The following is a 20,987-nucleotide window of genomic DNA, read 5'->3' as shown; positions in this document are numbered from 1 at the left end:
AGTAATTGATTTAGAGGGGTTCTCTCAAGCGGAAACACAAAAAAAAACCGGCATATTCGCCGGCTCTATTAATACAAGTGTTCCCAGTTACCTTTGTCACAACCATGCTTCTTTTTACAGCACGTACATTTTTTTATCTTCTTTAATTCGTCCAGAATATCTTCAAGAAGTTCTTTGATGTCCCCTAATCCATTCGTTTCCTCGTGCTGGTCTTTTTTACATCCATCATGCTTATAGGCATCTGACTGTTTTTTAGACATACGCTGTTTCACCACCTTTTCAACCATGGGCAGCACATTCATCACGTTCGCCATGGCCCCTAAGTTCCCAAGTGAACCCAGTGCATCCAGAGAATGATTCCCTTCAGCTTTTAATAGTCCTTTTAAACCGTCCTCATTTAATAAAGAACCTAGTGTATCCTTTGCTGACTCCAAATCCAATTTCGCTGCATCTTCTTTTGTGTATTGGTTGATTAATTCCATGATACCTTCTAGTGGATTATTTTTTTCACTCATTGATTTCCCCTCCATCTCTTCGAAAACTCCAATATAAATGGCATTCATTGAATACGGAATCCTTACCTGTCCTAAAAGGAATGGTAGACCTTTATCTCTTCGGTTTAGATAAAAGAACCTACTGCAAGCAGAACGAGAATAGCGATTCCTACAATCAATGCTGCCAGAGGATTAATGGCAAGCAATACTAGAAAAGCCACAATTAGTAGAACTAATAACAAACTGTAAAAATCAAATTCACTATGAGAATGACTGACACCCATTCTTATTCACCTCACTTATTCAGTATTGGTAAATCATTTTACATGGTTATCTTATGTACGCATTGCTAGTTTCGAATGATATAAACGTCTATTCTCTAGTAAAAAGGGCGTTTTTAATATAAAAAAATGCTAGACCTTAAAAAATCAGGTCTAGCATTTCCTTCTTTAAGTAGAGAGAGGGTCTCTCTTCTTTCTTCATTTATTTTCATACCAATTCACGATCCCAATGACGATGGGCTGCGATGGCTGTCGTGTACTCTTTGGCAAATGACTTCATGTCATCTCCCGTTACAACACCGGAACCGCTCACACCGGCTTCTTCCAACCAGTGGATACCTTCATGTGTGGCACCTATCGGCTTAAAGTGAGAATATGCTTCTTTCACAAAGTAGGTCGTGTCCTGAGAGAATTTTTTATCTACGTTCTCCCCTCCTACAACGTAAAGACTGTCGAACAGTACTGATTCTCCTGTTAAGAATGTATGGTCCACTTCAAGCTCGGTGCCATCATCCCCTTTACGCATCCCCAGTTTGTCACTGATGATTTCAGGCTGGACACCCTCTTCCTTAAGGGAAGATAAAACCATCTTCACATCTTCTCCCTTATAGCCTTCTCCAAGGATGACACCCACTTTACGGGTGGCCGGGTTTTTAATCGTATGTTCCTGACTAAGGGCTTTTGAGGACTTCGTTACGTTCGAGCCTTCTCCTTCAGGCACTTCTATATTAATCGCTTCGGCAAAACCTTTTGCAAGGTCCATGCTGACGTTTGCAAACATTTCGACGACCTGCTTTTGAACCGATTTACTCTTCACTTTTCCCAGTTCAAAGCTGAAGGCTTGTACGATATGCTCTTTTTCAGGGCCGCTCATGCTGTTCCAGAACATGGTTGCCTGTGAGAAGTGATCCTTGAAGCTTTCACTTCTTGCCCGGACCTTGCGCCCTTCCACTTTTTCTTGATAATGAGTATAGCCTCCCTCTTCCGCCGAAGCAGGGGCTGGTGTATTGTGAGCAAGCGAATTGTTATGATAGCTCACCTGCCCTTTGTTGATGGTATGCCGGCCGTATCCATCACGCTGGTTATTATGGAAAGGGCACACGGGTCTATTGATAGGAAGCTCGTGGAAGTTCGGACCTCCCAGGCGGATCAATTGTGTATCTGTATAGGAGAATAAGCGGCCTTGTAACAACGGATCATTGGAGAAATCGATTCCAGGAACGACAGATCCAGGATGGAATGCCGCCTGCTCCGTTTCGGCAAACACATTGTCCACATTGCGATTGAGGGTCATTTTTCCGACGATCTTCACAGGGATTTCCTCTTCCGGCCATAGCTTGGTGGGATCGAGCACATCAAAGTCAAAGTTAAATTCATCTTCTTCCTTGATGAGCTGCACGCCCAATTCAAACTCAGGGTAGTCCCCATTTTCGATGGATTCGTACAAGTCGCGGCGGTGGAAATCAGGGTCTTTCCCATTGATCTTCTGAGCCTCATCCCAAACGAGGGAATGGGTTCCAAGCACCGGTTTCCAATGGAACTTCACAAAATGCGCTTTGCCTTCTGCGTTTACCAGGCGGAACGTATGGACACCGAAGCCTTCCATCATCCTGAGGCTCCGGGGAATTGCCCGATCCGACATGGCCCACATCACCATATGGGCGGATTCCTGATTGTTCGCAACAAAGTCCCAGAACGTGTCATGTGCTGAAGCAGCCTGCGGCATTTCATTATGGGGTTCCGGTTTAAGGGCATGAACGAGGTCAGGGAATTTAATGGCATCCTGAATAAAGAAAACCGGGATATTATTGCCGACGAGATCATAATTTCCTTCTTCTGTATAAAATTTGGTTGCAAATCCCCGCGCATCACGTACCGTCTCCGCTGAACCCCTGGATCCCGCTACAGTGGAGAAACGGACAAAAACAGGTGTCTTCTTTGAGGTGTCCTGAAGAAATCCGGCCCGGGTATATTCTTTCATAGAGTCATAGAGTTCGAACTCTCCGTGTGCAGCGAACCCGCGTGCATGGACAATCCGCTCAGGAATCCGTTCATGGTCGAAGTGGGTCATTTTCTCACGGAAGTGGAAATCCTCCATTAAGGTAGGTCCCCGCTCTCCTGCTTTCAGCGAGAACTCATCCTCTGATACTTTCAATCCTTGATTCGTTGTAAGATGCTTTCCTTCATCCTCCACGCGATACTGTTCAAGCTGTTCATCCTTGCTTTTCGCGTTCACCTTCGTACGACGATCTTCTCCCATTCTTTCATCCCTCTCTACGGTTATTAATGTTTACTATGTAAAACATTCTGTTTCCTTAGTACCCTTGATGGGTTGGATTAAACATTAATTGGACAGTTTGGCAGGTAGTGGATGAAAAAAGGGTTCTTCATTTTTTTTACATTTTTCTTTACTAACGTAACATTGTTCTGTTAGACTGTTTATAAAGTAACGTAACAATGTTTTGTTACGAAAAGAGGTGATTCCTCTATGGAAACCGATCTTATTTCCAAGAAGGAAGTATTGGAGCTGACGGGGATATCCTATGGTCAGCTTTACCGGTGGAAACGGAAGAATATCATACCTGAAAGCTGGTTCATCAAGAAATCGAGCTACACCGGGCAGGAAACATTCTTCCCCAGGGAAAAGATGCTTTCCCGCATCGATACGATCAAAGAGATGAAAGACGGCTATTCCCTGGATGAGCTTTCGGACTTCTTTTCACCCAATCCCGCCAGGATGGAGATCAGTAAGGAAGAATTACGCTCACTCAGCATCCTTTCAGAACAAACGATGGCCCTCTGCTCCCCGCTATTGGCGGTTAAAGACGCATTCGAATTCCAGGATATCTTGAATATGCTGATCATCGAGAAGGCACAGAGGCTTGAGGTACCTGAGGAAGCAAGGCAAACCCTATTTCTTTTTCTTCATGAGAAGTTCACACCACTGCAGGAATCTTCCCTTGAACTCATAGGTATCCGTAAAGGAGAGGCGTATATGTGGATGCTCCTGCCCCTCCCCTCGGACTTTGTAGTGGACCATATGGCTCAAGTCGTATTGAGATTCGATTTACAACAGATGACGGAAGAATTGAAAATCACGTTAACAAATACGAAAGGGATTTGATGTCCCTTAATTTGGAGGAAAACAGGATGAATACAGTGGAAAAGAATAAGCTTCATGATTTGAAGATCAGCGGATCAGGGACATCCGGCGGAGGACTGTTTGATGAAGTGAAGATCAGTGGAAGCGGAAAGATCGCAGGTGACGTTGACTGCCGGGAGATGAAAATCTCCGGATCCGGCACCGTTGCAGGCAATGTGAAATCCGGCCTCATTAAAACAAGCGGTTCCTCCACCATCGAAGGCGATACAAAGGCAGAAACAATCACGACGAGCGGCAGCTCTAAGTACGATGGCTCCGTCATGGCGTCCGAAATGAACATAAGTGGATCGAGTAAAGTGACCAGGGACCTTATCGTTGAGAAATTCAAGATAAGCGGTTCATGCAAAATAGGCGGAAAGATCCAGGGCGGATCGATCAAAGCGAGCGGTTCCCTGCGGGTTGATCAGGACTGTGAAGTCGAAACCTTCTCTTCTTCGGGCTCCGTCCATATCGATGGATTGCTCAATGCCGACAAAGTCCACATCGAAATCAATCATGAATCTTCCATTAAAGAAATCGGTGGCGAGAAGATCTCGGTTACACACCACAGCTCGAACGGACTGATCAAGCAAGTGGTCAATTTCCTTCTGCAAAAAGAAGATTATTTGTTTTCCGATCTAATCGAGGGCGATGAAGTCTATCTGGAAAACACGAAAGCGAAACTCGTGCGGGGTAAAAACGTCGTGATCCGTGAACATTGCGTGATCGATACGGTAGAATACTCCGGCACCCTTGATGTACACAAGGACAGCACGATATTAAAAAAGGTAAAAATCTAATATCCTGGTGACAGGGACGGCTTCTCCCTTCCCTGTCTTTTTCAAGACATATCCCCCCCTTTTTACATCCCCTTAACTTCCTCATCATCTAAATTTCATGTTTTTATTCTGAATGTTCTGCTATATTAATAGGTATATAGTACAATCCTGCATCGGAAACTGGAGGACCTTATGAAACGTTTGACCGATCACCTGATCATCATCTCATTCGACTGTTTATCTGCTTTGGATTTTCCCATTCTGAAAGACCTCCCCCACTTCCAGGAACTGCTTGCACATGGATCCTTCTGCCGAAGGGTCAAAACGATCTACCCTTCCGTCACCTATCCCTGTCATGCAACGATCGTCACCGGCAAATACCCCAACCGCCACGGTGTTGTCAATAATACGCTCCTTCAACCGGGCAGGGATTCCCCGGATTGGCACTGGTACCGGAAGTCCATCAAGGGAACCACCCTGTATGATGAAGCAAAAAAAGCTGGAATGACCACGGCCGCTCTGCTTTGGCCGGTGACAGCGAAAGCGGATATTGATTATAATATGCCCGAAATATTCGCCAATCGACCTTGGCAAAATCAAATCCTTGTGTCCCTGTTGAACGGCAGTCCCCTCTATCAACTGCAGATGAACCGGCTCTTTGGTCATAGTCGCAACGGCTTGAATCAGCCTGAGCTGGATGATTTCGTCCTCCAATCAACGGTCGAAACCATAAAAAGGAAACCCGGCTTATTGCTTGTCCATTTTACAGACCTCGACACCCAGCGGCATTACCACGGCTTTTCTTCTGAGGAAGCACATGCGGCCCTCCGCCGACATGATGACAGATTGGGAAGGATCATAGAAGCCCTAAAGGAGAACGGTATGTATGATCAATCGACCATTGTCGCCCTCGGGGATCATAGTGCCCTCGATGAATCAAAGGCCGTTCAACTAAACGTCCTTTTAAGGGAAAGGGGGCTGATCACCATAACCCGCCGCGGGAAGGTGACTGATTGGAAGGCTTACTGCAAAGGATGTGATGGATCGGCTTATGTGTACACAAAGGATCCGGGAACGACCCGGGAAGTGAAATCACTATTGTCAGAGCTGCAAGCTGACCCTTTAAATGGAATCGAATCCATTCTAACCGGTGAAGAGGCTGCAATGAAAGGGGCCGATGAGCAGTGTGCATTTATGCTCGAGGCACGGACCGGTTTTTATTTTAAAGATACGCTGGATGGGCCCTTCATTCATTCGATTACCCCGGAGGATGTGAAAGAGAAGCGTTATACGTACGGCTCTCACGGCTATTCTCCCGAAAAGGAGAACTACTCCACGATTTTCATGGCTTTAGGAAAAGGGATACGCTCAAACCAGGAGATTCCTTCTATGTGCCTCACCGATGAAGGACCAACCTTTGCAAGATTGCTCGGCGTTAGCTTAGAAAATAGTGATGGGAAACCGATCGAAGAGATACTGGATATCTAAAGAAGACTTTGTTTCCTTAGGGGGAAAAAACATGAAACGTTTTTCGAAAGAAGAAAGCAGCTGGATCTTTTATGACTGGGCAAACTCAGCCTATTCCATTATCATTTCTACCGCGGTCTTTCCGCTTTTCTATAAAGCGGCCGCCACCAATGCAGGTATCGGTGCCGCTGATTCGACAGCATACCTGGGGTACACCATCGCAATTGCGACCTTCATCCTCGCCATGATCGGTCCGATACTTGGGACCATAGCAGATTATGAAGGCTACAAGAAGAAGTTCTTTTCCTTCTTCTTTGCATTAGGGGTGACATTCACGGCCCTCCTCGCTTTTGTTCCAAGTGACCAGTGGCTTCTTTTATTAATCTTTTATACAGTGGCAGCCGTCGGTTCAGCCGGTTCGAACGTCTTTTATGATGCTTTCTTGACCGATGTTACGACAGAAGAACGGATGAACCGTGTATCATCGAGGGGATTTGGATTCGGGTATATCGGCAGTACGATCCCGTTCATCTTAAGCATCGCCATCATCATCTTATCCCAGAATGGGACCCTGCCCTTTTCAGTCACCGTCGCCAGTAAGATTGCCTTTGTGATCACCGCATTATGGTGGGGACTATTCTCCATCCCACTGTTAAAAAATGTCCATCAGCGCTACTTCATCCAACGAGAAAAAAGCCCTGTGGCGAATAGCTTCAAACGCCTCGGCAAAACGGTGAAAGAAATCAGGAAATACCGGGCACTCTTTTTATTTCTGCTTGCTTACTTCTTTTATATTGATGGTGTCGGTACCATCATTACCATGTCGACGGCATATGGATCGGATCTCGGGATCACCTCCACCAACCTCTTGATCATTCTATTTGTGACCCAGGTGGTGGCCGGACCATTCGCAATACTATATGGAAGACTCGCTGAAAGATTCACCGGGAAAAAGATGCTTTATGTGGGAATCATCGTGTATATCATCGTTTGCATTTACGCCTACTTCCTGGAAACGACCATGGACTTCTGGATTCTCGCCATGCTTGTCGCTTCGTCCCAGGGGGGCATCCAGGCACTGAGCAGGGCGTACTTCGCCAAACTGATCCCTAAGAAAAATGCGAACGAATTCTTCGGCTTCTATAACATCTTTGGTAAATTCGCGTCGATCCTGGGTCCTCTACTCGTTGCGGTCACAGCTCAAGTGACAGGGGAATCCAACAGTGGCGTCTTCAGTCTTGTCATTCTCTTTATCATTGGTATTGTGATCCTTGCCTTCGTTCCTGAGCCAAAAGGAAATGACATTGAGAAGCCTGCGATTTTCTAATAATAGGAAAGAGCCTGAACAATATCGCTCAGGCCCTTTCCTTTTTTCTGATCTTAAAATGTATGTGCTGCATCCTTCGCCCTTGCGATGGCATTCGCCTTGATTTCCTCAGCTTTATCAGGCATGGCCGCATGCCCTTCTACAAATAGCCCCTCAAAAGAAGGCACTCCAAAAAACTGCATGATAATACTTAAATAACGATGACCCATCTCCATACCCGCAGCCGGTCCCTCGGAATAAATACCGCCACGCGCCTGGATATGCATCGCTTTCTTGTCGGTCAGTAATCCAACCGGTCCTTGCTCTGTATACTTGAAGGATTTACCTGCCACGGCAACGGAATCGATATATGCTTTCATCACCGGTGGGAATGAGAAGTTCCAGAAAGGGGTAACAAAAACATATTTATCTGCCCCGATGAACTGATCTGATAATTCATTGAGGCGATTCACTTTCTTCTGTTCTTCCTGTGAAAGCTCCTCAAAGCCTTTACCCGATTGAAGCTTCCCCCAGCCACTGAAGACATCCGCATCAATATGGGGTATATGCTCCCGGTACAAATCGAGGTGAACTACCTCATCCCCCGGATTTACTTCCTTATACGTATCCATGAATGCCTTCGCAACCGCCATGCTGTATGACTGCGTCTCATCATGGGGATGTGCCGTTATATATAATACCTGTGCCATTCTTCATCCATCCTTTGCTTCGTTATATACACAATCGTATTTTGTGAAGATAAGGATATAATTATCCCCATTGAATGGATAAAAAAATGCCGCCTGTTAATGGCGGCAATGGGTGAAAACTCTTACTCTTCTTCACCAGGTACTTCAAAAGGGTTTCCCCCGATATTTTTTCTCATCTCGTCTGTTAGTTCAAATGGAGTGTTCTCTTGCGCTTCTGCTGCTGCGAAATGGTGACTGCCATCAAAGTGAAATGGTTTACCTTCCAATGTCGACACCTCCGTTTTCTTGTAGTATGACCTTTATGTACGGGTCTATTCAGTTGATGCAAGGTGTTCAGGATACAGACCTTTTACCTAGTAGTATCTAATTATTATACTACTTTTCCTTCCAATACATATCCTTTTTTCCAATTTTATATTGATATTCCTTATTTTCCAGCACAATCACCTGTTCTTGGGAGGTAGCTGCCACTCGTTTGGTCTCTTTCACAAGGTGATGAATGAGGCCATGGCATTGCTGTGCCCCTTTAACCAGAAGGGGCACACCGATCCAGTCGATGCCCAGTTCCCTTGAGAAGAAACCTCCTGCTGTCATGAAGGGAGGGACGGTTGGTGAAGTGTTGGAAATGATGATCTTCTCCCTTTGTCCGTATCTTTTAAGCAGGATGTCACTTAAATCAGTCAGGGCAGGGACGACATATTTGGAATTCCTGCGCCCAATTGTATATACAGGGTTATCATCTTCATCGATCCCATGAAAAAGAATATGACCTGTATCCTTTTTTGTCAGCTTGTTAAAATAAGGGACAGAAAGGATGTCTTGTTTAGTCAAGTTCCCGTTAGTTAATAATTTCAAATGGAAAGCCGCAGCCATCGATGTTGTATGAGTGCCACCGAAATCATTGTAAATGTATATCATATAATCATCCTAAATCGAGTTCTGTTTTCTTCAGTATGGACTCAATGAAGAATCTGTATCCTTTCGTGCAAAAAAAAATCCTCCTTCCGTAAAAGGGAAGCAGGATTTCAATTATAAAATCAACCTCCGGCAGGTGCCGCCCCGGCTGCCGGTGCTGCCGTACGCTGCCCGAGCTCTTGATCCAGTACCAATAGAGCAGCTGGATTATCGCCTGCAATCTTTAACCGGTCCACAATCGTCATTGCCTGAGCTTCTTCATCGATCTGTTCTCTTAGAAATTCCTGAATGATGACGGCGGTCTGTTGATCGTTTTGGGCGGCATAATTATATGCCTGCTGATAGGAATTGGTCACGAAACGCTCATGCTCCAGCACTTTTTGAAAGGTTTCGAGCGGGGTTCCATATACCTTGGGCTGAGCAGGGAGCTGCTGAATATCCACCACTCCTCCCCTGTCCGTCACATAGTCGATAAGCTTCAGCATATGCGTGCGCTCTTCTTCTGACTGAAGTCTCAGCCAGTTTGCCATCCCCGTATAATTCTGATTCGCCATATAGGCGGACATGGCAAGATATAATGTAGTCGATACATGCTCGATCCCAATTAAATTATTCAATAGCTTCTCGATTTGACTATTTAGCATACCCTTCCTCCTCAAAATGTACTGACCTTTTATTTTATTGAAGGAAAGGTGAAAATATGATGGATAAAAAAACAGAACCATCTACATCTGATGATTCTGTTTCCCCTCCAGGAAGCGCTTCTGTTTTCTTCTTATCACATATTCTTCAAGGGTGCCGGAACCGCATATGACGCCAAGCACGATGAACACCAATCCGATCAAGTGATAGAACGTCACGTTTTCACCAAGAAAGATCGCCGCTCCGAGAAGTGAGAAAAAAGTATTGAGATTCAGGAAGATCGAAGTTTCCGCAGCGCCGATCTTTCCAATGGAATGATTGTAGATCATATGCCCCACAGCGGTCGCCAATATGGCCGACGCAAAAAACAGAACCCACATCTGCAGTGATGCTTCCCCTAATTGCTTCAGTCCCCCCGGTTCTGTGATCAGACTGATGACAAACAGGACGACCGATCCGAATACGAGCATATATCCCGTCAGCAAACGGGGATCCAGCGTTTTGGCGGCACGGCTTATGATGATGAAGCTCAAAGCTTGAGAAAAAATGGAGATGAAAATGAATAAATCCCCCATTTTCAGTCCACCGATTCCTTCCCCTCCCGACAAGACAATGATTGTCACCCCGACACTCCCCGAAAGAAACCCGAGGACCTTAATCACGGTCGGCCGGTTCCTGAGGATGATTGTCGCCATTAAAGCCGTTAACAGAGGTCCCGTTCCCAGGATCAGCCCCCCATTGGTAGACGACGTTCCCGTTAACCCGACCGATAAAAAATAATGGTGACTGACTACATTCAAAAGCCCCCCTGTAATAATGAACAGGAACTCTTTAGCTGTCGGCTTCCTGATCTTCCCCATAAAACCAAGAACTATAAAGACCGTAATACCAGCCGTAAAAATGCGTAGTGAAGTGATGGTAACAGGGGTAAATACACTTACCAGGGTTTTCAATGCAGGCACATTGAAGCCCCATATCAACATGATGAACACAAGGATCAAATACGTTTGCCATTTTTTCAAAACTTCCTGCGCCTTCTTTCTTTATCGGATATTTCATCCAATCATAGCACCCAGGGACCTTCCCTGCCAGGGGAAATGATTCAAATGTTAAGAAGGGAATATACGATCAACATTCTTCCCCACCCGTGACTATGCTATAGTAGAAGTCGAAAGGGGTTTTTTAACATGACAAATCATGAACTGCAACCCAAAACATGCAGCGTCGAGCGTCTAGTGACCAAAGCGGAGGACGTTGAAAAAGTGCTTCAGGGTACGAAAACGGCGACACGCCGAAATGGAAGATACGCTGATATCGGGGAAATCATGGAGCTTCAAGGGAAGAACTACATAGTGAACAATGTCTATTCTCAATCACTCGGAGAACTGACGGATGATCACGCCAAGCAGGAAGGCTTTCAAAACGTAGAGGAATATAAGAATACCATCCTCTCCTATCATCCGGGAATGCCTTGGCATCCAGACATGAAAGTATGGGTCCACGAATTCAGTTTAGTGACAGAATAGAGCGCTTTACATGGAGCATCTACTATACAGAACATTGATCTACCTTCATGTACTAAGTGTCGTGGCCTCCATTGGGCCCTTCTTCATTCTGCTGCCGATGATGAAGAAGTTACGGACCGCTCCCGATCCCATCCTTCCTTCGTACCTGGACACGTTCCGCTTCACCGTCCAGCTTTCGAAGCATTCAGGGCATGTACTTGTGGGAACCGGCATCCTCCTCGTTCTTCTCGGTCCATGGACATGGACGACACCGTGGATCATCATGACCCTGGTCATCCTGTTCTGCTCTCTCTTTTTTCTTGCAAGGGCATTCTCGCCGACATTGAGAAAATTTGGAGAGGGTGACGCTGACAGGGAAAAGCTTGTTGGAAAATTACATCGGACGGTTTGGATATACCTCATCCTCCTCTTGGCCATGCTGTGGTTTATGGTCGTGAAGCCGGAGATGTGGGCATAATATGCGTGTGCCTGGTACAATTGCTTACAGTTGTATCAGGCACACGCTTTTTATTTAAATGATACCCTAGCTTTATCCAGGCGCACTTTTTGCATACCCACACGTGTATTAACAGGAAATCTCAGTACCTGTTGTGCACTTTTGGTAAAACTCGTGCCAAATTGTAAACACAACTCGGTTTGGATGCTAAAATACCCTATTCATTCCCCTTACTACCTTTGGATTCCAGCACTTTCATAAAGTAGGCCGTCGGAAGTAACAGCCCGATCGCCGCTTCAAGCAGTGCAAAGAACCTGATATGCCCCGTCGGGATATAATCCCCGTATCCGACAGACAGAATGGTCACCCCGCTATAATATAGATAATTCAGGAATGTATGCTCCACCGGCTTTCCACTCGGGGAACTTATCCGCAGCATCGGGTTTCCAAACGACAGAGCATAATAGAGTACGGCAAATGCAATCATGATACTGAGCAGTACAAAGAAAAGTTTATAAAATAGAGCTGTACTGAAATAACTGTACTTGAAATGCTCATCCTTAAAAAAATAGATTAAGTTCACCAAGATAAATAAAATGGCTCCTATTGTAACGATGGTTGCCAAAACGCAATAAATCCTCCTCTGAAAATAGTCTATGATACCTATACCACGTGCTGTATGTTTAAAACACAGCTCTCAAGTTTTCATCAACTCTTGTACAAACCCTCCGACTCTTTTATTCTAGTAATAATAGAATTTTCTAAAAAAGAAGGAAACCAAGATGAATAAGTTCTCACTTCAGTCTAAGATTATTGCGATTGTGTTAACACTTCTTTCCATTTTAATAGTATCCCTATCGGTCATTTTCTTTCGTATGTTATCAGGGACTCTGACAGACCTGAAAGGAAAGCAGGCCCTGTCCGTGGCACAGTCTGTCTCCAAGATGCCTGCAGTCATCGATGCATTTAGTCAAAACCAGCCGGAAGTTATCATTCAACCCTTAGTCGAAGAAATCCGTAAAGAAACCGGGGCCACCTTCATAGTAGTCGGCAATAAAGACTCAGTCCGCTACTCCCACCCGATGCCTGAACGACTCGGAAAAAAGATGGTCGGGGGAGATAATGATCGGGCATTAATAAATGGGGAGTCATATGTTTCCCATGCGACGGGGTCATTGGGTCCCTCTGTCAGGGGAAAAGTTCCGATCAGAAATAAACAAAATGAAATCATTGGTGTCGTGTCAGTCGGATTTCTTGAAGACAGTATCCACGACATTGTCATCCCCTACCGGACAAAGGTCTTAGTACTCGTCACGATCATCCTTTTAATCGGGATCATCGGCTCCTTTTTCATAGGAAAAGGAATTAAGAAAGCGATCTTCGGTTTGGAGCCCAAGGAAATCGCCATGCAATTCAAGGAAAAGCGGGCAATCATCGAATCGGTCCGGGAGGGAATCATCGCCATCGACCAGCATGGCTCGATTACTGAAATCAATGCGAAAGCTCACAGCATTTTAGCCCTCCATCATCAACATTCATATAGAGGCAGGCACATTTTAGACGTCATTCCCGAAACGAAAATGATGGACGTGCTTGAAACGAGGGAAAGTCAGCTTGACGATGAAATCTCTTTGAATCATCATGACCTTATCGTCAACAGGCTACCTATTTTTGAAGCAGAGAAAATTGTTGGAGTGGTGGCCAGCTTTAGAAGAAAGGATGAAATCGATCAGCTAACGAAGGAATTGTCACAGGTACAAGAATATGCCGGCATATTGCGATCCCAGACCCATGAGTATCGAAATAAGCTGAACACGATTGCCGGTCTGATCCAACTCCATCACCATGAAGAAGCACTGACCCTCATTCAGGAAGAATCCTCTGGTTATGAGGACCTGATTCAATTTTTACTGAGAGCTGTTCCTGATCCTGTACTTGCTGGTCTGATTATTGGAAAATATAATCGCTCTCAAGAATTGAAGGTGTCTTTCTCGATTCATCCTGATAGCTCGATCACCACGCCTCTTACGGATATCCAGCGGGAAAAATTGATCACGATCATCGGCAATATTCTTGATAACGCCTTTGAAGAAGTCCTATCCCGGCCGAAACTTAACAGGCAAGTTCAATTATTCATGACTGATCTCGGGAATGATTTCATCTTTGAAATAGAAGACAGCGGCAGAGGCGTTCAGCATATGGAATCCATATTCATAAAGGGATACTCCACGAAATCCGGCAAGGATAGGGGAATCGGCCTTCATCTTGTACAGAAATGCGTGGAGCAGCTACAAGGGAATTTGACCGTGGGAGATAGTGAACTTGGGGGAGTCGTCTTTACGGTCAGTATTCCAAAGCAACATTAGGGGGAGAATGAATTGCACAAATGGAATGTATTCATTATAGAAGATGATATTCAAACAGCCGAAATCAACAGTCAGTATATCGCTCAAATGGAACGATTTCAGGTAGGTGGTATTGCCACCACTATCACAGAAGCCAAAAAAGTGTTACCTGTCGTCAAACCGGACTTGATACTCCTCGACGTTTACTTCCCTGATGGGACAGGCAGTGAATTTCTATGGGAGATCAGAAAGGATTACCGTAACACCGATGTCATTCTTGTCACGGCAGCCAAGGAGACCGAGCACATTTCAAATGCGATCCGTGGGGGAGCATTCGATTATATCCTGAAGCCGATCATTTTCAGCCGATTTGAAGACACTCTACTGAAATATCAGCAATATAAAGAAAGGATAAATGATTCTCAAGTAGTAAATCAGCATGAAGTGGATAACCTTTTTAATCGAAAGAAAAATACAAGCAGGATTCAGACCGCTCCTGAACCACCGAAAGGGATTGATATGATTACACTGGATTCCATCCTTAAAGCAATTGGAACCGGCGAGACTCGGGGGTATACGGCGGAGGAAATGGCCGGCGAGGTCGGTGTTACCCGGACAACGGCCAGGCGCTATTTGGAGTACCTTGTTTCACAAAACAAAATCAGTGTAGGGCTGACTTATGGAGGCGTCGGCAGACCACAGCGGAAATACTTTTTATCAATACGAGAATAGATGAAAGCAGTGAGGCGTAGATCGTCTCACTGCTTTTTAATAATCAAGCTTCTTTTTTTAAGTTCTCGACCTGTGTGGGTCCCCCCTTTTTCCTTAACCCCAATATTGTTGGAAGTACAAGGGAGAGAAAGGAAACAATCAGTAATCCAATCGTGATGTTACTTTGAAAAAACACACTATAAGAACCATTTGAAATCGTCATCGCCTGCCTGAATGATTGCTCCATCATTCCCCCCAGAATAAACGCCAGGATAAAGGGCGGCGCAGGAAATTTGAACATTTTCAATACATAGCCCAGTACACCGAATCCGACCAGGAGGTATAAATGGAATGTATTAAAGCTGACTGCATACACTCCGATCAAACAGAAGACAATGATCAAAGCAATTAACAACTGCTTGGGAATGTACAGGATTTTTGCCAACATCGGAATTAACGGGAGATTCAGCACCAGTAGGAAGAGATTGCCGATATACATACTGGCAATAACACCCCAGAAAACGTCCGGATGATCCTCAAGCATCAGCGGTCCCGGCTGCACGCCTACAACCAACAAGGCTCCAAGTAGTACTGCAGTCGTTCCCGATCCGGGTATACCTAATGTCAATAAGGGAACAAAAGCACCGCTTGTTGCAGCATTATTGGATGTTTCAGGAGCTGCAAGCCCCTTAATATTCCCTTTCCCGAATGAACTTGGATCTTTGGATAGGCGCTTTTCGGAAATATAGGAAAGAAAAGAGGCTATCGTTGCCCCGGCTCCTGGAAGAACCCCGAGAATAAAGCCAAGAACTGAATGACGGCCAATCGGACCTGCCATTTCCTTTAATTCATGCTTCTCGAGCTTTAAGCTTCCGACTGCTTTCTTCCCTTTCAAGGTGTTTTCATTTCGCGATATAATCAGCTGACAAACTTCTGAAAGAGCGAATAACCCCAGTGCGATGATAAGAAAATCAATTCCTTCGAGTAGACCGGGATTTCCAAATGTGAACCGCTGCGTACCTGTTTGCTGATCGATCCCCACCGTCGCTACCATTAATCCAATAGTAGCCGAGATCAGGGCCTTATTGGTGGATCCCTCTGATAAACTGGAAATCGCCGTAAGCCCAAGAAGCATAAGGGCGAAATACTCTGTTGGCCCGAATGTGATCGCAAGCTTCGCCATATAAGGGGCGACAAGCATGAGTGCCACCACACTGATTGTTCCACCAGCAAAGGAAGAGATGGCTGCTATGGCAAGAGCTTTTCCCGCTTTTCCCTGCTTTGCCATCGGATATCCGTCAAACGCTGTTGCAACCGTACCCGAAATCCCAGGAGCATTTAAAAGAATCGAAGAAGTGGATCCACCGAACACGGCACCGTAATACACCCCTGCCATCAATATCAAAGCGGAAGCCGGGGACATCCCGTAACTAAGGGGGATCATGATCGCTATGGCGCTGATCGGACCAAGACCCGGCAGCATACCAATGATCGTTCCCGCAAGTACCCCGATAAAGGCGAAGAACAGGTTTTCCGGTGTGAAGGCTACTTGAAACCCATATAAAATACTTTCAATCATGCTCTTTCACCTCCTAAAAGGGTAAAATCCCCTGTGGTAATGTTATATTGAGAAGATAGTTGAATGAGTAATACATGACCCCTGAAAAAAGAAAGGCCACCAGTACCGTCGTTCTTTTTTTCTTGAATCCCAGTACGAACGGTATGACGAGTAAAAATAGGATAGTAGATAATAAAAATCCCACCGGTTCTAATAGAAAAATATAAACGAGTAGAGCTGCAAGCACGGAAAATAAAATGATGACATCTTCTTTTTTCACATAGCGTCTCTTCTTATCTTCATCCGTATCATCTTTCGCCTGTAAGAATAGAACTATGGCTAAAATGATGAGCAGGTATCCGAGACCTTTCGGAAGGACGTCGCTGTCAATGACCGCATACGGAAAAGCCGGAAGCCGATAGCTTAGAGCCAGATAGCCCACGGCAAACACAAGTAAAATAAGTGAGATGATCCGATCTGGTTTGGTTCGCATTTGATTCACTCCTTATCAAGAAAGGGGGAACAGAAAATCCTGCTCCCGATCCCCTATTTTTTCAAACCGATTTCCTCCATTAATGCTTCGATTTCCTTGTATTCTTCATCCAGAAATTGACCGAACTCTTCTGAGGACATATAGTTATCCGTCCAGCCGAATTTATCGCGCATTTCCTTCCATTGATTCGTTTCGATCATTTCCTTGAAGGCTTTTTCATAAAAAGCGACGGCATCCGGATCCATATCCTTAGGCCCTAAAAACCCGCGCCAAACCACAAACTCATCATCGATCCCTTGTTCTTTTAAGGTTGGAAACTCTGAAACGGTATCCCCTTCTAAACGCTCTGGAGCGGTAATCGCCAGAACCTTCACCTTACCGGCCCGGGCTTGCTCAGATGCTTCGGCAAGACCTGTGGAATAGACATCCACTTTTCCTCCAAGAAGCATACTCATACCGGACCCGTCCTGAGCGGAAACGTATTTCAGCTTTTTTACATCCACCCCTGCTGCCTTCACGGCTTTAACGAACTGCATATGATCCATGCTGCCCGGTGAAGAAACCCCGACAATCGAAACGGATGTTGGATCTTTCTTTAACGCATCTACAAGATCATTCATTGTATCGTACGGGGAATCCGCATCTACGACAAACGCACCGTAGTCAGCAATCACCCCCGCTATCGGCGTGAAATCCTTGTGTGAAAGGGTCGATTGTCCATTGAGGGGAACAAAGAATATCGGCGGTGAAGTCACAAACATCGTGTGATTGTCCCCTTTCTTCCCATTGATGTAGGACCATCCGACAGAGCCTCCTCCTCCCGGCTTATTGACGACCGCCATGCGCTGATCGATGATATTCTGTTCTTCCATCACCTTTGATACGGTCCTCGCCGTAGTATCCCAGCCTCCTCCTGCGCCTGCAGGAGCCACAACTTCAATCGGTTTAGACGGGGTCCAGTCCCCATCACTTTCAGAATTACTGGCCGTGTCCGAACCTCCGCATGCAGTGGTTACGACTAATAAGCTTGATAAAATAAGAGCCATGATACCGCTTTTCTTCTTCATCCTTGATTTCCCCCTTCAAATTTATTCTGATAACGCTTTCATTATAGAAAATTCAGAAATGAATGAGAATAAATCGAAAATAAACTCCAAAAGGATTCTTTTGGCCATTTTGTTTATAAAGTTCACAGAACCCTATGTCCGTCTTCCTCTTCACAAAAGTCCGCATATGTTGGAGCGACTCCTCTTAATTGAGAAAGGTGAGAAAACCATCACAAAATCCTATCCGCCACCATATCCTCAATAGGAATGAAAACGAAAATCCCCCTACTCTTCTGAATCGAGTAAGGGGATTTTTTTGACATCCGCCACTTTGGACTCTCCTTCTATTAACCATGAAATTCCTCCCATGGAATAGAGTTAACGGCACACATGAATGCTGGAAGTTTTTCTATTGAAAAAATGTGGTATAATAGATTAGTTAGCAAATTATTTCATAGATTCGTAAACACAAGGAGGAAGCAATATGGATTTCCTATTTCCACTTGGACTAGCCATATCTACCGGTGCAATCATTGCCCTTTTAAAAATCATAGCCATCGATATCATTTTATCTGGAGATAATGCCATTGTCATTGCCTTGGCAACGAGGAGATTACCGAAAGACCTTCAGAACAAAGCCATTTTCTGGGGGACGGCGGGTGCCGTGATCCTGCGTATTTTCTTTGCTGCCATCATCGTCTACTTACTTCAGATTCCTTATGTGCATCTCATAGGGGGAGTCCTGTTGCTATGGATTGCCTACCAGGTGCTCGTTGAAGATGAAGAGGAAGCCAATATCAAATCACACACCGGACTCAGACAGGCCATCATGACGATCATTGTCGCAGATGCTGCCATGAGCCTTGATAATGTGGTTGCCGTCGCAGGTGCCGCCCATGGACACATCGGTATGATCGCCCTTGGGGTATTCATCTCGATCCCGATCATGATATTCGGATCGAAAGCCATTGTGAAAATCCTTGAAAGATTCCGCTGGATCGCTTACCTTGGCGCAGGGATCCTTGCTTACACAGCTGGGGAAATGATCGTATCGGATGAGAAGTTCCTGGATCTGATCAATATCGAACATGGACTGATTACTACAATCATCACCATCGTACTAACCGCCGCGATACTTATTGGTGGGTTCCTGGCAAATAAACGTTCTCAATCTGATCAAAATAATGTTCACCAATATAATGCATAACCTTGGAAGATGCCTGCAATTGTAGGCATCTTTATTGTTTCCTGCAAGTGCTTTTTGGAAAGACTAATTGTCAGTTAAGAAAGAAGGAGGACGTGTGTATTGGATTTCTTCATGAGCCAGGATTCATTAACCGCTGTGGAATGGATTTTCCGTGCTGCTATAGGATTCACCTTTTTACTTGTCATAACCAAATTAATGGGGCAACGGTCCATTTCTCAGCTGCGATTCCTTGATTTTGTTATGGCACTTTTAATCGGGAATATTATGGCTCACCCCTTGTCTGACGAAGGGTTAGGAATGAAAGGATCTATGCTCACTATGGGAACGTTGGTGATTCTCTATCTGATTGGGGTTTACCTCAGTCTTCATTCAATCTCCATACGAAAAATACTCGATCCTTCACCTATTTCCATAATACATAACGGGGAAATCTTATATAAAAATCTTAAGAAAGCAAGGATTCCTGTAGAAAGCCTGTTATCTGAATTAAGGAAGCAGCAAATCGAAGAAGTTCATAAAGTTGCGATAGCCCTGTGGGAGCCTGGAGGAGAGATTTCATTTTTTCTCAAACCACAGTATCAGCCCGTTACACATCAGGATGTCGCACTCCCTTTTAAAGCATTTGACCTCCCCATCCCCATTATTGAGGATGGCAGAGTCAACCTATCGGAATTAATGAAGCTGAATAAAGACGAATCCTGGCTGCACGATCAATTAAGAAATTCTTATGATACAACAGTACATGACGTCTTGCTGGCAACGATAGATAAGCAGGATCAGATAAAAATCTATCTGTATAAATGAACACTCCCTCTATCCTCTGGGGCAGCATTACCATTATGATTTCATCATCTGCTTAACCAATTCTTTATTCCTTTTCTTGAATGCTTCGTTATGGGAAGATACCATGGCAAACTTGTTGGCGTCGGGTTGAATGAATTGCTTGGCTTTATTTACCGCATTTGCGGCATCCTGGAAAGCGCCGGCAATCAAATTCACTTTTCCTTCATGTTTCAGGATATCGCCTGCCGCATAAAGCCCTTCTATGGATGATTCGCTCGTAGGTGTACCAGCTATATAATACTCATCGATCATGTCGATATCTAGTGAACTATTCTTAAGTAAAGATGTATCGATTTCATATCCATGATTGATGATCACTTCATCTATCGGCAGATAGGACACTTCCTTTGAATGGTGATTCGTCAACTCTACCCTTTCAATGGATTCATGGTCTGCACCAGCAATCAATTTGGATATGGAGGTGTTCAGTAAGCAGGTAGCCGAGCTGTTCATGAGCTGGGCACATTGTGCTTCATGTCCTTTAAGGGTGTCTTTACGATAGGCTATGTATACCTTCTCAGCCACCGGCTCCAGTTCATTTGCCCAATCAATCGCTGAGTTGCCTCCACCTGAAATGATGACGGTCTTTCCTTTAAATCGTTTCAATGATTTCACCGTATAGTGTAGATTGGAAATTTCGAAACGTTCAGCCCCTTCGATATCTAGCTTTTGAGGATTTATGATTCCACTTCCCACTGCGACGATGACCGTTTTGGAATAGTGTTTTTCACCGGAACAACCCTCAAGAATAAAGATGCCTTCTTCATTGCGTGTGATCGATTCAACCTTTTCATTTAGAACGACTGCCGGATCGAATGTCAGCCCTTGTTGAACAAGCTGCTCTATAAGTTTTGCACCCGGTACAGGAGTCATTCCCCCTACATCCCAAATCATCTTCTCGGGATATACATGTATCTTTCCACCTAATTCAGGCTGAAATTCAATAATCTTTGTCTTCATTTCTCTAAGACCGCTATAAAAGGCTGAGTAAAGGCCTGCCGGACCTCCCCCAATGACTGTTACGTCAAATAATTCATTATCCATTTCCGTTCACTCCTTGAGTAACCAAACTATAATTGATTATCA

The 20,987-nt window shown here is 44.9% G+C and carries 23 protein-coding genes; 10 read left to right on the top strand and 13 right to left on the bottom strand.

Annotated elements, in window-relative coordinates; translation table 11 throughout:
- Positions 1-68: 68 nt before the first annotated feature.
- From CN378_RS19975 to CN378_RS19970, 3 genes are all read right to left on the bottom strand, one after another.
- A complete protein-coding gene (locus CN378_RS19975; RefSeq protein ID WP_142323638.1) occupies positions 69-515 on the bottom strand; it encodes a hypothetical protein in 447 nt (148 codons plus the stop codon).
- Between the two features lie 104 nt (positions 516-619).
- Positions 620-778, bottom strand: coding sequence for a hypothetical protein (locus CN378_RS22765; RefSeq protein ID WP_179884998.1), 159 nt, complete (start codon positions 776-778; stop codon positions 620-622).
- A 205-nt stretch (positions 779-983) separates the two neighbouring features.
- Positions 984-3,035 (bottom strand): catalase, encoded by a 2,052-nt coding sequence (locus CN378_RS19970; protein ID WP_098354230.1) that lies wholly within the window; start codon positions 3,033-3,035, stop codon positions 984-986.
- 228 nt (positions 3,036-3,263) lie between these two features.
- Here CN378_RS19970 and CN378_RS19965 point away from each other — a divergent pair, with 228 nt between their 5' ends.
- The 4 genes from CN378_RS19965 to CN378_RS19950 all read left to right on the top strand — a co-directional run bounded on the left by CN378_RS19965 (position 3,264) and on the right by CN378_RS19950 (position 7,490).
- Positions 3,264-3,899, top strand: coding sequence for a DUF4004 family protein (locus CN378_RS19965; RefSeq protein WP_098354229.1), 636 nt, complete (start codon positions 3,264-3,266; stop codon positions 3,897-3,899).
- A 26-nt stretch (positions 3,900-3,925) separates the two neighbouring features.
- Positions 3,926-4,717, top strand: a complete 792-nt coding sequence (locus CN378_RS19960; protein WP_098354228.1) for a polymer-forming cytoskeletal protein — start codon at positions 3,926-3,928, stop codon at positions 4,715-4,717.
- A gap of 171 nt (positions 4,718-4,888) precedes the next feature.
- Positions 4,889-6,184, top strand: coding sequence for an alkaline phosphatase family protein (locus CN378_RS19955; RefSeq protein ID WP_098354227.1), 1,296 nt, complete (start codon positions 4,889-4,891; stop codon positions 6,182-6,184).
- 31 nt (positions 6,185-6,215) lie between these two features.
- On the top strand, positions 6,216-7,490 hold the full coding sequence (locus CN378_RS19950; protein ID WP_098354226.1) for an MFS transporter: 1,275 nt from the start codon (positions 6,216-6,218) through the stop codon (positions 7,488-7,490).
- 53 nt (positions 7,491-7,543) lie between these two features.
- Here the strand turns inward: CN378_RS19950 and CN378_RS19945 are convergent, their stop codons facing one another.
- The 5 genes from CN378_RS19945 to CN378_RS19930 form a co-directional block, all read right to left on the bottom strand.
- Complete coding sequence (locus CN378_RS19945) at positions 7,544-8,179, bottom strand: FMN-dependent NADH-azoreductase (RefSeq protein ID WP_098354225.1); 636 nt, start codon at positions 8,177-8,179, stop codon at positions 7,544-7,546.
- A 122-nt stretch (positions 8,180-8,301) separates the two neighbouring features.
- Complete coding sequence (locus CN378_RS22760) at positions 8,302-8,445, bottom strand: hypothetical protein (protein WP_179884997.1); 144 nt, start codon at positions 8,443-8,445, stop codon at positions 8,302-8,304.
- 109 nt (positions 8,446-8,554) lie between these two features.
- On the bottom strand, positions 8,555-9,097 hold the full coding sequence (locus CN378_RS19940; RefSeq protein ID WP_098354224.1) for a DUF3189 family protein: 543 nt from the start codon (positions 9,095-9,097) through the stop codon (positions 8,555-8,557).
- 119 nt (positions 9,098-9,216) lie between these two features.
- The gene (locus CN378_RS19935; RefSeq protein ID WP_098354223.1) at positions 9,217-9,738 is read right to left on the bottom strand and encodes a ferritin; all 522 of its coding nucleotides are present in this window, start codon (positions 9,736-9,738) and stop codon (positions 9,217-9,219) included.
- Positions 9,739-9,819: 81 nt separating this feature from the next.
- Positions 9,820-10,758, bottom strand: a complete 939-nt coding sequence (locus CN378_RS19930) for a DMT family transporter (protein WP_098354222.1) — start codon at positions 10,756-10,758, stop codon at positions 9,820-9,822.
- A gap of 165 nt (positions 10,759-10,923) precedes the next feature.
- Here CN378_RS19930 and CN378_RS19925 point away from each other — a divergent pair, with 165 nt between their 5' ends.
- Positions 10,924-11,262, top strand: coding sequence for an ASCH domain-containing protein (locus CN378_RS19925; RefSeq protein ID WP_098354221.1), 339 nt, complete (start codon positions 10,924-10,926; stop codon positions 11,260-11,262).
- Between the two features lie 10 nt (positions 11,263-11,272).
- The gene (locus CN378_RS19920; RefSeq protein ID WP_098354220.1) at positions 11,273-11,719 is read left to right on the top strand and encodes a hypothetical protein; all 447 of its coding nucleotides are present in this window, start codon (positions 11,273-11,275) and stop codon (positions 11,717-11,719) included.
- Positions 11,720-11,915: 196 nt separating this feature from the next.
- On the opposite strand, the gene CN378_RS19915 is transcribed toward CN378_RS19920, so the two are convergent.
- Positions 11,916-12,323 (bottom strand): potassium channel family protein, encoded by a 408-nt coding sequence (locus CN378_RS19915; protein WP_098354219.1) that lies wholly within the window; start codon positions 12,321-12,323, stop codon positions 11,916-11,918.
- Between the two features lie 157 nt (positions 12,324-12,480).
- Here CN378_RS19915 and CN378_RS19910 point away from each other — a divergent pair, with 157 nt between their 5' ends.
- Together CN378_RS19910 and CN378_RS19905 are read left to right on the top strand one after the other, a co-directional pair.
- The gene (locus tag CN378_RS19910; protein WP_098354218.1) at positions 12,481-14,064 is read left to right on the top strand and encodes an ATP-binding protein; all 1,584 of its coding nucleotides are present in this window, start codon (positions 12,481-12,483) and stop codon (positions 14,062-14,064) included.
- A 12-nt stretch (positions 14,065-14,076) separates the two neighbouring features.
- Positions 14,077-14,775 (top strand): response regulator, encoded by a 699-nt coding sequence (locus CN378_RS19905; protein ID WP_098354217.1) that lies wholly within the window; start codon positions 14,077-14,079, stop codon positions 14,773-14,775.
- Between the two features lie 43 nt (positions 14,776-14,818).
- Here the strand turns inward: CN378_RS19905 and CN378_RS19900 are convergent, their stop codons facing one another.
- Genes CN378_RS19900 through CN378_RS19890 form a run of 3 tightly spaced genes read right to left on the bottom strand, consistent with a single transcriptional unit; the run spans position 14,819 to position 17,872 of the window.
- On the bottom strand, positions 14,819-16,333 hold the full coding sequence (locus CN378_RS19900; protein WP_098354216.1) for a tripartite tricarboxylate transporter permease: 1,515 nt from the start codon (positions 16,331-16,333) through the stop codon (positions 14,819-14,821).
- Positions 16,334-16,346: 13 nt separating this feature from the next.
- Complete coding sequence (locus CN378_RS19895; protein WP_098354215.1) at positions 16,347-16,805, bottom strand: tripartite tricarboxylate transporter TctB family protein; 459 nt, start codon at positions 16,803-16,805, stop codon at positions 16,347-16,349.
- Positions 16,806-16,858: 53 nt separating this feature from the next.
- Positions 16,859-17,872, bottom strand: coding sequence for a tripartite tricarboxylate transporter substrate binding protein (locus CN378_RS19890; RefSeq protein ID WP_098354214.1), 1,014 nt, complete (start codon positions 17,870-17,872; stop codon positions 16,859-16,861).
- A 463-nt stretch (positions 17,873-18,335) separates the two neighbouring features.
- Between CN378_RS19890 and CN378_RS19885 the strand changes: the two genes are divergently transcribed.
- Entirely contained in the window at positions 18,336-19,058 is a 723-nt protein-coding gene (locus CN378_RS19885) for a TerC family protein (protein ID WP_098354213.1), read from the top strand.
- 99 nt (positions 19,059-19,157) lie between these two features.
- The gene (locus tag CN378_RS19880) at positions 19,158-19,862 is read left to right on the top strand and encodes a DUF421 domain-containing protein (protein ID WP_098354212.1); all 705 of its coding nucleotides are present in this window, start codon (positions 19,158-19,160) and stop codon (positions 19,860-19,862) included.
- A 33-nt stretch (positions 19,863-19,895) separates the two neighbouring features.
- Here CN378_RS19880 and CN378_RS19875 read toward each other — a convergent pair whose 3' ends face one another.
- Positions 19,896-20,945: an NAD(P)/FAD-dependent oxidoreductase gene (locus CN378_RS19875; RefSeq protein ID WP_098354211.1), complete on the bottom strand. Its 1,050-nt coding sequence runs from the start codon at positions 20,943-20,945 to the stop codon at positions 19,896-19,898.
- Positions 20,946-20,987: the final 42 nt, after the last annotated feature.

It is taken from the genome of Bacillus sp. AFS015802 (assembly GCF_002561455.1).
In the GTDB taxonomy this organism is placed as follows: Bacteria; Bacillota; Bacilli; order Bacillales; family Bacillaceae_B; genus Rossellomorea.
The sequence above is the reverse complement of the archived record's forward strand: the minus strand, read 5'-3'. Positions and strand labels throughout refer to the sequence as shown.